The sequence below is a fragment of the Stenotrophomonas sp. genome (genome assembly GCF_050737075.1).
Lineage (GTDB): Bacteria > Pseudomonadota > Gammaproteobacteria > Xanthomonadales > Xanthomonadaceae > Stenotrophomonas.
The window spans coordinates 1-14,253 of record NZ_JBOHXV010000114.1 but is presented as its reverse complement, the minus strand read 5'-3'; the positions used below and the strand labels follow the sequence as shown (position 1 = coordinate 14,253).

The window sequence follows — 14,253 nt, the reverse complement described above, 5'->3', positions numbered from 1 at the left end:
ACTCCATCCAGCGCAGCCAGCGCGTGGCGGCGGCCGACGGCGTCGCGCCGATCAACGTACTGCCGCGCAGCACCCGCCGCGAAGTGAAGATCGAACATCACCCGCAGTTCGAGTCGCCCGCTCAGGGTCGTGTGGTCGCCCAGAGCGTGGCCGCCGCGCAGGCGCAGGTCCAGGCGCTGCCGGACGACCCGGCACGTGCCTATGTCGTCTATCCGTCCACCTCCGCCATGGCGCGCGGCAGCCTGGTCAACCTGGCCGACGCCGCGCTGTCGCGGGTCGTGCTGGGCGCCGTGGATCGCGCCATGCCGCAGGCCGCTCCCGCGCCGCCGCCGCAGGTGCGGATGCAGGCCCCGATCGCTGCGCCGCCGCAGGGTGGCACGGCCGAAGGCCCCGTCATGCTCAGGCCGTGGAGCGAGCGCAATGCGCCCGTGCCCACGGCGTCGTCAACCGCGCAATACACCCCGCCGGCCCCCGTGCCGGTGGCACCACCGGTTCCCGCAGGGGATGCAGCCTTCGTCTTCTGACGCGGGCGCGGCACGGCCAAGCCCCCGATTGGCCACTCAGTAATGCAAGCCCATCAACAAGGATATCCACCCATGAAGCGATTCAACCTCGATCTCGTCAACGCCCAGCGCACGCTGAAGACCGTGCTGATGGCCACCGCTTTCGTCGGCGCCATGTTCGTCCCGCAGGCCTTTGCCCAGGAGTTTGGTGGTACCGACACCAAGGTGTGCGGCTTCTTCAACAGCATCAATGGCCTGCTGAGCATCGCCTCCATCGCCGTGGTCACCATCGCGGTCATCTTCGCCGGCTACCAGATCGCCTTCGCGCACAAGCGCATTGCCGACGTGGCGCCGATCCTGATCGGTGGCCTGCTGATCGGTGCGGCCGGCCAGATCGCCAGCATGCTGCTGGGCGACAGCTCGGACAACAGCTCGTGCACCACGATGGTGACCAACGTCCTGCAGCACTACAGTGCATAAGAACGTCGTTTTTCGTGGCTGTACGCGCCCGGCAATGTTCATGGGCGTTCCCTACGTGCCGTTCTTCTTCGTCGTGGGTGGCCTGTTCCTGCTGAGTGTCTACACGAACTTCTGGTACCTGGCTTCCATTCCAGTGGCCGTGTTCGTGATGCGACACATGGCCAAGCGCGACGAAATGATCTTCCGGTTGATGGGTCTTCGACTGCAGTTCAAGTTGAGGGTCCGCAACGTGAAGGATCATGACGGCATGTGGGTGTTCAGCCCGAATCACTACCGCACCAAACCGGCACCCAAGGATTGAGGTGCCGGAATGGCCCTGGCAGCCTCTGCCCGGGCCATTCCGACTTACCGAAGACCCCTCATCGGAATCCGCAGCATGTTCAGCCCAGACACCTCCATTGCCGAATTCATCCCGCTGTCGTCGCACGTGTCCACCAACGTGGTCAAGACGACCGGCGGCGACTATCTGTTGACCTGGCATCTGGAGGGTCTGCCGTTCGTGGGCCGCGAGGAGTGGGAGCTTGAGCACAAGCACAACACCTTCAACCGCCTGCTGCAGACGCTGCGCGCGCCCGACTTCGTCAACGTGGCTTTCTGGGCCCATGACATCCGTCGCCGCCGCACCCTGAAGGGCAAGAGCAGCTTCAAGCAGAAGTTCAACCAGGACGTGTCCGACCAGTACATGGGCATGCTGTCCTCGCAGCGCATCATGCAGAACGAGCTGTACCTCACCATGCTTTACCGCCCGGTCGTGACCGGCAAGCGGTTCGTGGAGAAGTCGGCCGATGTCGGCAAGCTGCAGGCCGAACAGGCCCAGGCCATCGAGAAGCTGATGGAACTGGCCGGCAACGTGGAAGCGGTGATCCGCGACTACGCCCCGTACCGCCTGGGCATGTACGAAGCCAAGAACGGTATCGTCTTCTCCGAGACGCTGGAGTTCTTCGGCTACCTGATCAACCGCATCGACGAGCCGGTGCCGGTGCTGTCGGCGCCGATCAAGGACTTCCTGCCGGTCAGCAAGCACATGTTCTCGGCCAAGACCGGCGATTTCGTGATCGCTACGCCCAATGGCGTCAACCATTTCGGCGCGATCCTCAATATCAAGGAGTTTGCCGAGGGCACGTACCCCGGCATCCTCAACGGCCTGAAGTACCTCGACTTCGAGTGCGTGGTCACTCATTCCTTCAGCCCCATGGGCCGCCAGGACGCGCTGAAGGTGCTCGACCGCACCAAGGGCATGATGATCTCCTCCGGCGACAAGGCCGTGAGCCAGATCATCGAGCTGGACCAGGCCATGGACCAGCTCTCGTCCGGCAACTTCGTGCTGGGCGAGTACCACTACACCCTGGCGGTATACGGCGACAGCCAGGCCAAGCTCTCGCAGAACGTGGCCAGCACCCGTGCGGAACTGTCGAACGCCGGCTTCGTCTCGGTGAAGGAAGACCTGGCGGTCACCTCCGCGTTCTACGCACAGCTGCCGGGCAACTGGCGCTACCGTACGCGCCTGGCCAACCTGAGCTCGCTGAACTTCCTGGGACTGTCGCCGCTGCACAACTTCGCCACCGGCAAGCAGCACAACAACCCGTGGGGCGACTGCGTTACCACCCTGCAGACCACCAACGGCCAGCCGTACTACTTCAACTTCCACGCCACCCACCCGTCGGAGAATTCGCTGGGTGAAAAGGCGATCGCCAACACCATGGTGATTGGTAAGTCCGGTACGGGTAAGACCGCGCTGATCAACTTCCTGCTCAGCCAGGTGCAGAAGTACGAGCCGTCGCCGACGATCTTCTTCTTCGACAAGGATCGCGGCGCGGAGATCTTCGTGCGCGCCTGCGGCGGCAACTACCTGGCGCTGGAGAACGGCTCGGCCACCGGCTTCAATCCGTTCCAGTGCGAGAACAACGAAGCCAACGTGCAGTTCCTGGCCGACCTGATCAAGGTGCTGGCCGGCAAGAAGGAATACAGCGCCCGCGAGGAAGAAGACATCTACCGCGGCGTGGAGAGCATGCTCGACACCCCGATGCACCTTCGCAGCATGACCAACTTCCAGAAGAGCCTGCCCAACATGGGCGACGACGGCCTGTATGCGCGCATGCGCCGATGGACGTCGGGCAACTCGCTGGGCTGGGTGTTCGACAACCCGGTCGATACCATCGACCTGAGCAAGGCCAACATCATCGGGTTCGACTACACCGACATCATCGACAACCCCGAAGTGCGCGTGCCGGTGATCAACTACCTGTTGCACAAGTTGGAGTCGCTGATCGACGGTCGCCCGCTGATCTACGTGATGGACGAATTCTGGAAGATCCTGGACGGCGAGGGTGGCCTAAAGGAGTTCGCCAAGAACAAGCAGAAGACCATCCGTAAGCAGAACGGCCTGGGCATCTTCGCCACGCAGAGCCCGGAAGACGCGCTGAAGAGCGACATCTCCGCCGCGCTGATCGAGCAGACCGCCACGCTGATCCTGCTGCCGAACCCGAATGCCAGCAAGTCCGATTACATGGATGGCCTGAAGCTGACCGAGGCCGAGTTCCGCGTGGTCACCGCGCTGGACGAGCGCTCGCGCTGCTTCCTGGTCAAGCAGGGCCACGCCTCCAGCGTGTGCCAGCTCAACCTGCGCGGCATGGACGACATTCTGTCGGTGATCTCGGCCTCGACCGACAACATCGACATCATGCACCGGGTGCTGCAGACCGCATCGGCCCGGGCGCGCACACCGGTCAGCGAGCTGACCCCGGAGCAGTGGCTGGAAGAGTTCTACAAGAATCGCAAAGGATCGGGCAAGCCGGCAGCGGCCAGCTCGGACGCGGCCTGACGTAAGGATACGGACCATGAGCAAGAAGACATTGGAGGGTGCAATGAACATCTCGACCAACAACACGACCACGACTCGTCCGGCCAAGCGCACGCGCATGCGTGCGGTCGTACTGAGCATCGCGATGCTGCTGGGCACGCAGAACGCCTACGCGGGCATGCCCGTCATCGACATCACCTCTATCTTGGGTGAGGTCCGCTCTTGGATCTCCGATACTACCGAGTACGCCAAGGAAGCGGTGCGGTGGAATGAGTGGAAGCAGCAGATTGACAGTATCCGCGACATCTTCAACGCCTTGAACTTTGCCATCGGCCTGCCTGCAGGCGAGAAGCTTGAGAAGGTGGACCCCAAGTATCTGGTCCAGGAAACCTGCGGTGGGGATGCCATGGGCTTCAATATGACGACGGCAATGTCGGTGCTGGGCATCGACCTGAACAGCGACATCAAGAAGCAGCAGCAGCAGATCTGCGTGAACATCCAGATGATGCAGAATCGCAAGTTCAATGACTCTGTCGAGTTCCTCGACAAGACCATCAAGCAGGCCCAGGACGCCGCGATTGAAGTTCTACTTGCTCGTAACAACAGCAAGAACTCCGTCGGTGGCGTGTCGGCGACCACTAGCGACGCCACGCGACTGAACAACGAGCTGAACATGTTGGCCCAGCAGTGGGGGACCCGCATGCAGTCATACGATGCATACATCGCGACCATGGAGCGTCGGCAGAATCTGCTGGCCAAGACCGCGCTAAAGGGCAAGCAGAACAAGCTTGCTGCCGATCTGGTGCAGACCATCGCGTTAAAGGCCGCACTCAGCATCGATTGATGCATGAAGACGCCGCGGTGCAGAAAGCAGTGCGCGCATGGGTAGCTGGCAACACCAAAGGACTATGGATATGAAGCTCGATACGATCGCAAATTTTGACTTTTCAGGAGGCCTGCAGGACCTGCTTGGGTACGCGACGCGTATCCAGTCGATCGGCGACTTCGTGTTCTTCCGCCTGATTCTCGATTACCTCGACAAGCGCATCAACCAGTTCGGGCTTGAACTGCTGAACAACATGATGGTGTGGGTGGGGGGCATCGCCCTGGTGCTGATGACCCTATGGGTGCTCATCCAGGGGTACCGCATCGTTACTGGTCAGAGCCGCGATTCGATGATGGCACTCGTCACCAATATGGCCCGGGCCGCGCTGATTGTAAGCGTCGCCACCAGCATGGCCATGTTTGGTACCAGCATCCAGGACTTCCTGACCAACGACGTCAAGGGCGTAATCACCACGGTGGTCACCGGCAAGGACGATCCGCCGGAGAAGCAGATCGACCAGGCGCTGGGCTGGATGCAGGTTGCGCTTTCGAGTGTGGACGCCATCAAGGTCATCGATGACCCGAGTTTGAGCGACGAGAAAACCCAGGCGCAGTTCTTCATCGGTATGGGTACCGGCGGCCCGGCTGTGGTGGCGGGTGCGATGCTGCTGCTCTACAAGATCGCCATGGCGCTGTTCATTGGCTTGGGGCCGCTGTTCATTCTCTGCCTGCTGTTTGATCAGACCAAGGATATGTTCAAGCGCTGGCTGTTCTATGGAATTGGCACCATGTTCTCGATGGCGGTGCTTGCTGCCATGGTGTCCATTGCCTTGGACATGGTCATCCGCGTCTCTATTTCGTTCTGGGCGCGAGCGGCGGTCAACGAATGGTTGTTGGACGGCGCAGGGTCGGACGGGTTCACGAGCCAGGCGATGCAGCAGGGCGGTATGGGGTTGATCCTCACTACCCTGATCCTGACTGCGCCCCCAATGGCGGCTATGTTCTTCCAAGGCACGCTGGGTGGCTTCATGGCATATTCGCAGATAGGTGGCTCGGCTGCGGCCGGACCGCAGGGCCAGCCGCCGGGCTCAACGCCGCAGCAGACGCGCAACTCGGATTCATCTGACGGGCGCAGTTCAATGGCGACTTACCAAGACACGACGCCGCGAAACTTTGGCCCTCCCGAAACGGGGAATACGCCCAGAACGGGAGAGTTGGGCAACGCCCCGACGCGATGAAAATTTTTGGTGATAGATGTTCTTTAGTGAGGTACCGATGAGAATTGTATTAGCGATCTTTCTGCTCATCCTCTCGTACGGTGTCTGTGCTGAGGGTGCATGCCCTCCCGGACAGTACCCAATAGGTGGGCAAGGCGTGCAGGGTTGCGCTCCGATTCCGGGCGCGTCCGGGGGGGCGGCTACATCCTCGCCCAGGCCGACAGGCAAGTGGGAGACCAGGTGGGGGGCGGTCGCCGAAGATACATCGAGCCTTTCAACCGGAACCGCGGTTTCATATAAGTCGAAGCGGGAAGCTACTGCAGCAGCCGTGAAAAGCTGCGAGCAAGCTGGTGGCCGTAAATGCAAGCTGAGGGTCGCCTATTACAATCAGTGTGTAGCTATCGCAGATCCCACAACCGAAAGTCGTCAGCGTCTTGGCGGAGCTGATTCTGAGTCAATTCATGCAGCTGCCGAGACTCTGGAGTTGGCGAAATCCAATGCGCTGAAGCTCTGCCAAGCGGCTGGGAAGGGTCAAGACTGCAGCATTGTGTACTCGGCCTGCAGCATGTCTGAATTTAGAGCTTTCTGATTAAACGCCAGCGGGAACTATCGAGGAGGAGGTTCAGCAATGAGCCTCCTCTTTTTCATTTGCGGCGCGTCGCAGGATTTCGGTGCGCTCCGCCATATGAATTCCGGCCAAAGAGTCTGCAGGGCTACGTAGGCCAGGCAGTCAAAAGCGCGACGGCGAATATCGAAATTGCGAAAAAGCGTTCGATGAAGCACTGCGAAGGCTTCGACTCCGGTCAAGAATGCACCATTCTTTATTCGGTGTTTAGAATGTACGGGTGTGAGGCTTTCTAGTGGCGCGATAGTTCCAGTCTTTTGGAGATAGGTGTTCTTTAGTGAGGTGTCGATGAAAATTGTATTAGCGATCTTTCTACTCATCCTCTCCAGCGGTGTCCGAGCTGAAGGTGCGTGTCCTCCAGGGCAATACCCTGTAGGCGGGCAAGGTGTGCAGGGCTGCGCCCCCATCCCCGGAGCAGGTGCTTGGCAGCAGAGTCCAGGCAACGCCAGCTATCTTTCGCAGATGGAGGATGCGGCGGCAACCGCGATCGCGGCGGCTGCCCGGGCTGCCAACAAAGAGAAGATCCGCCAGGACACCACGCGTGACTGGTGGGGCGTGATTGTAGTCAGCACGCAGGATGGTGTCTGGAATGCCTCGCTCAACGCCAAGACGACGAACGACGCCACGGTCGATGCCATGACCCGGTGCAAAGGCACCTGCACGCCGGTGCTGTCGTTCGCCAACTCCTGCATGGCGCCGGCATATAGCAGTGAAGGCGGTATGTACTGGAGCCCGGGCGAATCCCGCGAGAAAGCAGCCGCTGGTGCGGTTGCGGTCTGCACTGCGAAGGGCGGCACTGGGTGTGAAAGCCCGCCAAAAGAAGCCTTCTGCTCAGGATGGAAGTATGCCTATAGCGGCCGTGAGCGGTTCTCGCATCGGCTGTTGTTGGAGGCAAAGGGTGACGTGGCGCCGCCAAAGCTTGTCGAGTTTCCCGGGGCCAAGGAGTATGTCGCCAAGCCGCTGGGACGGCGCGGCGCCGCCACTGCCATGGCGACCGTCAAGCTGAAGAACGAGGACGGCTCGACCCGCGACTGGACCGATGAGGAGCTGAGCCCGCAGGCAGAAGGCATGACACGCTTGGCCAAGCAGTGGATCGCCATCGCCACCAGTGCCCGCAGTAACGCCTTCGATGCCAGAACGGCACCTTCGGAGCAGGACGCCAAAGAGAACGCTCTTAGCAATTGTGGGGCGGATTGCAGCATTCTGGTGACAGCATCGCATGGCCAATGTTTTGTCGTCATCAGGGCGCCGCAGCCGGGCGGACGCTTTGCAAGCTTCGCTGGGCTCGGCAGCACCTCGGCAGAGGCCGAGGAAGTGGCTTTGTCCGACTGCATCGGTTCAAACGAAAGGGCCTGCCCGATCGTGCTCAGCGAGTGCCTGAAGTAGACGGGGTTACTCACGACATATCTTGATCGGGTGTGCACCGGACGCCGGCCGTGATCGCGCTTCCGCGTTAGTGGGCGTAAACCAAATCCGTGAAATCAAGAGAAAGAATCGAATTCCCTGGAGGCCGCTGGTACTGCATTGTGGCCGTCGGCCAATACGGGAGATTGCCATGCAGCGCTTCAGTAGCACGGGGAGATTTCAGCACGGTCCAAGGCGGTTGCGCCAGTTTGTGTGCGCGCTTGCTGTCACAGTCGCGATGAGCACGCAAAGCGCGTATGCCGGTATGCAAGTGGTCGACATCGCATCCATCCTGGGTGAACTTCGCTCGTGGATGGACGCTACTACCCAGTACGCAAAAGAGGCAAGCCGTTGGAAGGAGGTCAAGGCACAGATCGATGATGCGCGTGCCATTCTTGATCCGATCCGCTTCTCGATGGGCTTGCCGGAAGGTACAGTGCTTCGGACAGTGAATGCAGATCACTTGGTTTCGGAGGCATGCGGCAAGCAAGCGGCTGGGCTGGAGATGGAGGCGGTACTGCCGGCACTGCGATTTGGAAGAAGAGAAGTATGGGAAGAGCAGCAGCGGCAGATCTGCGTGAACATTCAGATGATGCAGAACCGCAAGTACAACGAAACGGTGCTGTTTCTTGAATCCACGATCGAGCAGGCTGAAACCGCCATGTTGAAGGTGTTCGAGGCGAGGCAGCAGAGTGGAAATACGTCGGGTGGGGTGCAGGGCGCAGACAGCGACACCGCCCGGTTGACCGGTCAGCTCAATGTCATGGCGCAGCAATGGTCGACCCGGATGCAGGGCTACGATGCCTACATATCAACCATGCAGTCCCGGCAGAATATTGTCGCCCGTGCGGCGCTGAGGGGCGACCCGAACGCAGAGGTGGCGGGCGACGTTGTTCAGACGCTTGGGCTCAAGTGGGCGCTTGGACGGTGACCAGCACAACACGCCTGGCCGCTTCGGTCGCTTAGAAGCAATAGTCGCTCTGCGAGGCGCATGTGGCGCCACCACCGGCCTTGCACTGCTCAAGCGACTTCTGAGCCAGCTCACCGGGCTTGGCCGTGCTGGTCTCGGCCACGTTCACGAACAGGGAGCGGGCATTCGGCTTGGCCTGCGTGTCAGCTGCGATAGCCATGCAATGGTTGCGGATGGGGAACGTGACCAGCTCCACGCAGCCTTTGTACTTGGCTTTGCACGCTTGAAGCGATCGTAGGCGGGCCTCGGCGGCGCTCGCACCCATGTTCTGGCTTACCTGCTGGTCTGCATCGCTGATCGACATGCTAAAGAACAACTCCATCCCTTCGGGCATCTGAGCACTCATGGTGCCTGGTGGCGGAAGGCCGCCCGTGTTGCTCTGAGCGCTGGCAACGTTGCTTACGGCCAAGGTGACCAGAAGCATCCAGCGGACCCAGGTAGCGCGAAGCGGTGTATTTTTCATGATGTTCCCCAAGCTGATTGGTCTCGCGGTGACCAGACGGTCAGTGTTCCTCGCATACGATAGCGTCAAGTAGCTTGCATGCGTATAGGAGATTTCCTAGCCACGGCGTCGGTGATAATACGGTGGCAGGCGCCGCAGTGCGGCAGGAGCACCCGCTCTTAAGGTGGGTTGAGCAAGATGAGCGTTTAAAGTTGTGATCTAATTCAAATGTTCTAGGCTTTGTCGCAACGCGGATTTCGCGCCTGGTGCAGGGTGTCGCCGTTGGCAATGCGGCGATGTTTGGTAGCGCGCTCAAAGGGACGCTTTGAGTGAAATCAGGGGTCTCCACGGTTTCGGGCGTGCGGTTGCCGGGTTGGGCGAACGTCATCCCATGGCCGATGGCATTGCTTGCGGAACCGGGATGGAGCACTGTCATGCGTGCTCGCGATTGCATCGATGACAGCAACGCAGAGCGTCAGTGCGGGCGCGCCTGTGATCGATATCACTTCCATCGTGGGTGATATTCAAAAGTTCTTCTCAGACGCTATGGTGTTCGCCAAGGAGGCGAAACTCTTGGAGGAAGTGAAGGCCCAGATTGATGACGCACGCGCCATCTTCGATCCGCTCCGGCTGAGCCACGCCCGGCAGCAACGCCGCCCCGGTTACTTCATGCACTCATTGAAGACAATCGGGCAGGCCTTGGCGCCCGAGCCGATGCAATCGGTCAGGGCCGCTTCCTCCGCGGCGTCCAGGGTAGCGCCGCGGCCACCGAAACTGGCCACGCGGTCATTGGGAAGATTCACCCGAATGGCCACGGCGCATTCGCCGTGCGGCACGGCCACCAGCACCTTGCAGTCGCCGCCACCGCACTTGCTTAGTGCCGTGTCGCTCGCGTCCTGCTGATTGAGGCCCCAGTGGATGGCGTAGGCCTTGGGGCCGCTGCCGGCGGCAATGGCGGTCCAAGGCTGCGCCATGCGCGTCATGCCCTCAGCGCGCTGCTCGGCGAACACTGCTGCGTAGGGCCGCATGGGGTCGGTGGGCGCGTCGGCGTTGATGGCCTTCTTGGCGGTGGAGGTGCCACGTCGTGCCGGTGGTTTGGCGATGTACTCCTTCGCGCCCGGGAACTCGATCAGTTTCGCCGGTGCGACGTCGCCGCGCGCGGTCAGGTCGGCACGGTGCAGGAACCGGTCGACGGCCCGGTAGGCGTACTTCCAGCCCGAGCAGATCGCTTCCTTCGGCGGACTCTGGCAGCCCGTACCGCCGGCGGCACTGCAAGCCTGCGTGGCGGCCGCACTTGCCAGCTCGCGGGTCTCGCCGGGGCTCCAGTACAGGCCGCCCTGGGTGCTGTAAGCCGGCGCCAGACAGGAATTGGCGAACGAAAGCACTGGTGAACAGACACCCTTGCATTTCTTCATCGCGGCCAGCGTGGCGTCGGCCTGATCGTGGCCGTTGAGCTCCACGTTCCAGGCGCCATCGTCGGTACTGACCACGACTACGCCCCACCAATCGCGGACGGCATCCTTGCGGATCTTTTCCTTCTCCGCAGCACGAAAGTTGGCGGCGATCTGGGCGGCGGCTGCAGCCTCGGCCTGGTCGACGTAGGCGCCGGAGGCCTGGTTGCGCCTCCAGCCTTCGTAGTTGTTGACGGCCTGCGCGTGACGCTGCATCTCTGCCTGCGCGCCGCTCTGGGCCAATGCCGGCGAAGCCGCAATCAGCAGGGCTGCCAAGAGGATGAAGGGGCGCTTAGAAGCAGTAGTCACTTTGCGACTCGCATTGGGTGCCACCACCGGACTTGCACTGGGCAAGCGACGTACGCGCCAGTTCGCCGGGCTTGGTCTTGCTGACTTCGGCCACGTTGACGAAGAGTGCGCGGACGTTCGGTCTGGGCTTCTTGTCTACCGCAATGCCCATGCAGTGGTTGCGGATGGGAAAGGTGACCAGCTCGACGCAGTCCTTCTGTTTCTCGCGGCATTCCTGCAGTGTGCGGATGCGCGCCTCGGCAGCGCTCACACCCATGTTCTGGCTGACCTGCTGCGCGGCATCGCTGACGACCATGCTGAAGTACATGTCCACGTCCTTGGGCATCTGGGCACTCATGGTGCCTGGCGGCGGCAAGCCGGCCGGGGTGCCTTGGGCGGTGGCAGCGCCGCCGATGACGAGAGCTGCCAGCAGCGTCCAGCGAACGCGGCTAGGGCGAAGGGGTGTCTTTTTCATGGCGTCATCCAGGTTGCCTGGCCACGTCCTGTGCGGGTGGCGCGGTGGTGCAGCCCACGATAACGGCAAGCGATCGGAACTCGTATAGGAAATCCCCTACAGAGAAACGTGCCGCTTGTGGCAGTGGCTTCAAAGCCTGCTTGAGCCTTTTGTGACAGAACGTGGTCACGCGCTGCGGTGCGGCAAACGACGGAATTGACTGGTTTGAACCCAAAGCGTGTTCAAAGTTGTGATCTAATTCAAATATTCTCGGCCTGGTCGCGACGCGGATTTCACGACTGGTGTAGGGTGTCGCGGTCAGCAATGCGGCGATGGATGGGGATGCACGCAAAGGGGTTTTGCGCGCAACCAGAGAACGGCACGGTTTCGAGCATACGGTTGTCGGTTCAGGCGAACGTTTCTTCGTGGCCGATGGCATCGCTGCGGTCCACCAAATTCCACTCCAGATTCAAGGATGAAATATGCGAAAAGGTTCGCTTTACTCCCGGCACGTGCGTGCCCGTCGTTACACGTCGCTGCTGTTGCTGCTGCCGTTTGCGCTGGGCAGCGCGTCCGCGCAATCCGTGACGGATGCCGACGAGCCTGCCGCTGCGACCGTTGAGCAGGTGGCCGCACCCGCGTCAGACACGGCCGTTGCGCCTGCGGTCGTTGCCGAGTCGGCTGCTCCCGCGCAGGATCCGGCGCCGGTTGAGGTCGCACCCGACATGCCCGAAGACGCGGTGATGGAGGCGGTGACCGAATCTGCCGAAGTGCCGCAGCCCGCCGTTGAGCCCGCCGCCGTCGAAGCTCCCGTCGCCGCAGCCGCAGCCGCGCCCGTCACCGCCGCAGACGCACCGGGTGAGGCTGTAGCTGCCGCTCCGTCGGATGCGGCCAGCGTGCCTGCAGCGGCGTCCAGCGCGGTGGCGCCGGTTGTCGTCGCGGCGCCGGCCGCGCCGTCTGAGCCGGTGACCGCACCGGCACCCGACGCGCCGCCGGTGCCTCGCCCGCTGGTGGTGCCGGTACTTGCCAACGAGAACAACGCCATCGAGCGCCAGCTGGGCGCCCGCTGCCCGAACGATCTGGCCGCGCGCCTGGCGACGCAGGACAACCTGCTGATCGGTGCCTGCCAGGGCACCATGCCCGCGCACCTGGCCAACGTATTGAAGGCCATTCCGGAGCAGCAGTTGCTGCTGCCGCGCGCCGCGCGCGAGCGCCAGGTCAGCCAGAAGGCGTGGTTCAAGGCGGTGCCGGGTTACGGCCAGCGCCCGGACTTCCTGGCGGTGCAGAACGGGATGTGGGTGCGTTCGTTCGAGGGGGCAGATCCGGCCACCACGGTGTACCTGGTCTCTGGTCCGTTTACCTGCGTTGACGGTCGCCATCCGGAAAACATCGGCGGCGAGACGATGCGCCTGTCCACCGGCAGCTGCCGCGAGGCACTGGTGCAGCAGCGCGTGTACCAGGTCACCGCGGGTGCCATTCCGCAGGACATCACCGAACAGGTCATGCCGGCCCAGCCGCTGGTCTCGGATGCCGACCGCAAGCGCTACGGCGTGGAAGCGGCAAGCGTGCAGCTGGACGCGGGCAAGCTGCAGTTTGGCCCGGCGCTGCGCTGGTATGCGGACGTGAGCGCCGAAGGCAAGGCCGAGCCGCGCACCTATGGCGAGTGGGGCCGCCTGCATCTGGGGTTCCTGGTGTGGAACGGCGAGCGCTTTGAAACGCGCGACACGCTGCCGCGCAGCCTGTGGACCTGCGACCCGGTGGCGCCGGGTGATATGGCCTGCAGTGGCTATGCCGATGCCGGGCGCGACCCGTACATCGTCAACACCACGGCGGTGGCAGGGCAGAGCGCCACGCCGTAAGGGGGGATACGCACGGAATCGAAAAAGCGCCCTTCGGGGCGCTTTTTCTTTGGGGCATTCTTTGGCCTGCGCGAGGCGCTGTCAGTCGGCGCTTACCAGTGCAAAGCGCGGACGCAGTACTCCGTCCACCTCGACCTGCGCGCTGAACATGTCATACGGCCGCACCCAGACGCCCAGATCCGCGTCCAGCGGGCGATACAGCACCAGCGGCTCCAGCGTTTCGCTGTGGCGCACGACGCCCAGCACCTGGTAGTTGCCACCCTTGAAGTGCCGGTAGCGGCCGGGCGTCAGCGGGGGGAGGGGAGCCAGATTGGACATGGGGTCAGTTCCTGAGTGTGCTGCAGTATCTCACGCCACCGGGGACTGCCGGAGGCGTCAGGCGCTCATGCTGCGCGCGGCAGTCTGCGTTTCGGCAAGCTGCCGGTTCTGCTGGTCCAGCTGCTGGCTGCTGGCGCTGGCCTCCAGTTGCCGGCTGCTCTGCTCCAGCGGCGTGTTCATGGCCGCCACGGTGGCTACCGAGACCCTCAGGTGTGCGGGGTCGTCTACCTTGCCCTGGACCGCGAACGTGTTGGCCGCGTCATTGCTCATCAGTACGGCGTCGATGCGCTTTCCGCCGGCAGCGTGCATCTGGGTGGCCAGGCTCCCTGCTAGCTGGTCACTGGCGTGGTCTGGCGTGCGGCCGACGCGGGCATCCTGTTCGTGTACGCCGCGTTGGGCATCCTTGAACAACGAGTAGCCGGGATGGTCGGGCTCGTCCATGCGTGCGCTGTCGCGCTCGCTACGGCGCTGCTCCGTGTCGCGGCGCGCAGGCTCGCCCGGTTCGAGTGGGCCGCGCAGCTTGTCGTATGCGTCGATCGCGCCGCCCGGAACGCCGCGCGAGAGGACGGTGGCGCCGGTGCGCAGGCCGTCGATGTCGCTGCGGTACTCGTCGATCA

At 62.4% G+C, this 14,253-nt stretch carries 14 protein-coding genes and 1 pseudogene; 10 read left to right on the top strand and 5 right to left on the bottom strand.

From position 1 onward, the window contains the following. The 9 genes and pseudogenes from ACREPD_RS19595 to ACREPD_RS19555 all read left to right on the top strand — a co-directional run. Positions 1-524, top strand: a pseudogene (locus tag ACREPD_RS19595) (lytic transglycosylase domain-containing protein); the annotation flags it as partial. A 72-nt stretch (positions 525-596) separates the two neighbouring features. After that, positions 597-983, top strand: a complete 387-nt coding sequence (locus ACREPD_RS19590) for a TrbC/VirB2 family protein (RefSeq protein ID WP_431600856.1) — start codon at positions 597-599, stop codon at positions 981-983. After that, entirely contained in the window at positions 976-1,284 is a 309-nt protein-coding gene (locus tag ACREPD_RS19585) for a type IV secretion system protein VirB3 (RefSeq protein WP_421567381.1), read from the top strand. The genes ACREPD_RS19590 and ACREPD_RS19585 overlap by 8 nt, the downstream gene beginning before the upstream one ends. 75 nt (positions 1,285-1,359) lie before the next feature. After that, positions 1,360-3,804 carry a VirB4 family type IV secretion/conjugal transfer ATPase gene (locus ACREPD_RS19580; protein WP_431600855.1) on the top strand — a complete coding sequence of 815 codons (2,445 nt, stop codon included), beginning with the start codon at positions 1,360-1,362 and terminating at the stop codon, positions 3,802-3,804. 16 nt (positions 3,805-3,820) lie between these two features. Further along, positions 3,821-4,627 (top strand): hypothetical protein, encoded by an 807-nt coding sequence (locus tag ACREPD_RS19575; RefSeq protein ID WP_431600854.1) that lies wholly within the window; start codon positions 3,821-3,823, stop codon positions 4,625-4,627. Positions 4,628-4,697: 70 nt separating this feature from the next. Then, positions 4,698-5,846 (top strand): type IV secretion system protein, encoded by a 1,149-nt coding sequence (locus ACREPD_RS19570; protein ID WP_431600857.1) that lies wholly within the window; start codon positions 4,698-4,700, stop codon positions 5,844-5,846. 16 nt (positions 5,847-5,862) lie between these two features. Next, the gene (locus tag ACREPD_RS19565; RefSeq protein WP_431600853.1) at positions 5,863-6,414 is read left to right on the top strand and encodes a DUF4189 domain-containing protein; all 552 of its coding nucleotides are present in this window, start codon (positions 5,863-5,865) and stop codon (positions 6,412-6,414) included. 324 nt (positions 6,415-6,738) lie between these two features. Beyond that, on the top strand, positions 6,739-7,836 hold the full coding sequence (locus ACREPD_RS19560; RefSeq protein WP_431600852.1) for a DUF4189 domain-containing protein: 1,098 nt from the start codon (positions 6,739-6,741) through the stop codon (positions 7,834-7,836). Between the two features lie 169 nt (positions 7,837-8,005). After that, entirely contained in the window at positions 8,006-8,785 is a 780-nt protein-coding gene (locus ACREPD_RS19555; RefSeq protein WP_431600851.1) for a hypothetical protein, read from the top strand. Between the two features lie 31 nt (positions 8,786-8,816). Here the strand turns inward: ACREPD_RS19555 and ACREPD_RS19550 are convergent, their stop codons facing one another. The 3 genes from ACREPD_RS19550 to ACREPD_RS19540 all read right to left on the bottom strand — a co-directional run bounded on the left by ACREPD_RS19550 (position 8,817) and on the right by ACREPD_RS19540 (position 11,480). After that, the gene (locus ACREPD_RS19550; RefSeq protein ID WP_431600850.1) at positions 8,817-9,287 is read right to left on the bottom strand and encodes a DUF4189 domain-containing protein; all 471 of its coding nucleotides are present in this window, start codon (positions 9,285-9,287) and stop codon (positions 8,817-8,819) included. 641 nt (positions 9,288-9,928) lie between these two features. Then, positions 9,929-11,026, bottom strand: coding sequence for a DUF4189 domain-containing protein (locus ACREPD_RS19545; protein WP_431600849.1), 1,098 nt, complete (start codon positions 11,024-11,026; stop codon positions 9,929-9,931). Next, positions 11,010-11,480 (bottom strand): DUF4189 domain-containing protein, encoded by a 471-nt coding sequence (locus tag ACREPD_RS19540; protein WP_431600848.1) that lies wholly within the window; start codon positions 11,478-11,480, stop codon positions 11,010-11,012. Before ACREPD_RS19540 ends, ACREPD_RS19545 begins: the two co-directional genes overlap by 17 nt. Before the next feature lie 461 nt (positions 11,481-11,941). Between ACREPD_RS19540 and ACREPD_RS19535 the strand changes: the two genes are divergently transcribed. Then, complete coding sequence (locus ACREPD_RS19535; RefSeq protein ID WP_431600847.1) at positions 11,942-13,318, top strand: hypothetical protein; 1,377 nt, start codon at positions 11,942-11,944, stop codon at positions 13,316-13,318. A gap of 81 nt (positions 13,319-13,399) precedes the next feature. On the opposite strand, the gene ACREPD_RS19530 is transcribed toward ACREPD_RS19535, so the two are convergent. Together ACREPD_RS19530 and ACREPD_RS19525 are read right to left on the bottom strand one after the other, a co-directional pair. Continuing rightward, positions 13,400-13,636, bottom strand: a complete 237-nt coding sequence (locus tag ACREPD_RS19530; protein WP_421567370.1) for a DUF1653 domain-containing protein — start codon at positions 13,634-13,636, stop codon at positions 13,400-13,402. 57 nt (positions 13,637-13,693) lie between these two features. Beyond that, the coding region (locus tag ACREPD_RS19525) for an XVIPCD domain-containing protein (RefSeq protein WP_431600846.1) at positions 13,694-14,253 on the bottom strand (560 nt) is incomplete at its 5' end.

Excerpts from the sequence above, each read along its gene's own strand:
- ACREPD_RS19590 (WP_431600856.1), top strand. The coding sequence starts at position 597 with ATGAAGCGATTCAACCTCGATCTCGTCAACGCCCAGCGCACGCTGAAG.
- ACREPD_RS19580 (WP_431600855.1), top strand. The coding sequence starts at position 1,360 with ATGTTCAGCCCAGACACCTCCATTGCCGAATTCATCCCGCTGTCGTCG.
- ACREPD_RS19575 (WP_431600854.1), top strand. The coding sequence starts at position 3,821 with ATGAGCAAGAAGACATTGGAGGGTGCAATGAACATCTCGACCAACAAC.
- ACREPD_RS19570 (WP_431600857.1), top strand. The coding sequence starts at position 4,698 with ATGAAGCTCGATACGATCGCAAATTTTGACTTTTCAGGAGGCCTGCAG.
- ACREPD_RS19565 (WP_431600853.1), top strand. The coding sequence starts at position 5,863 with ATGTTCTTTAGTGAGGTACCGATGAGAATTGTATTAGCGATCTTTCTG.
- ACREPD_RS19560 (WP_431600852.1), top strand. The coding sequence starts at position 6,739 with ATGAAAATTGTATTAGCGATCTTTCTACTCATCCTCTCCAGCGGTGTC.
- ACREPD_RS19555 (WP_431600851.1), top strand. The coding sequence starts at position 8,006 with ATGCAGCGCTTCAGTAGCACGGGGAGATTTCAGCACGGTCCAAGGCGG.
- ACREPD_RS19550 (WP_431600850.1), bottom strand. The coding sequence starts at position 9,287 with ATGAAAAATACACCGCTTCGCGCTACCTGGGTCCGCTGGATGCTTCTG.
- ACREPD_RS19540 (WP_431600848.1), bottom strand. The coding sequence starts at position 11,480 with ATGAAAAAGACACCCCTTCGCCCTAGCCGCGTTCGCTGGACGCTGCTG.
- ACREPD_RS19535 (WP_431600847.1), top strand. The coding sequence starts at position 11,942 with ATGCGAAAAGGTTCGCTTTACTCCCGGCACGTGCGTGCCCGTCGTTAC.
- ACREPD_RS19530 (WP_421567370.1), bottom strand. The coding sequence starts at position 13,636 with ATGTCCAATCTGGCTCCCCTCCCCCCGCTGACGCCCGGCCGCTACCGG.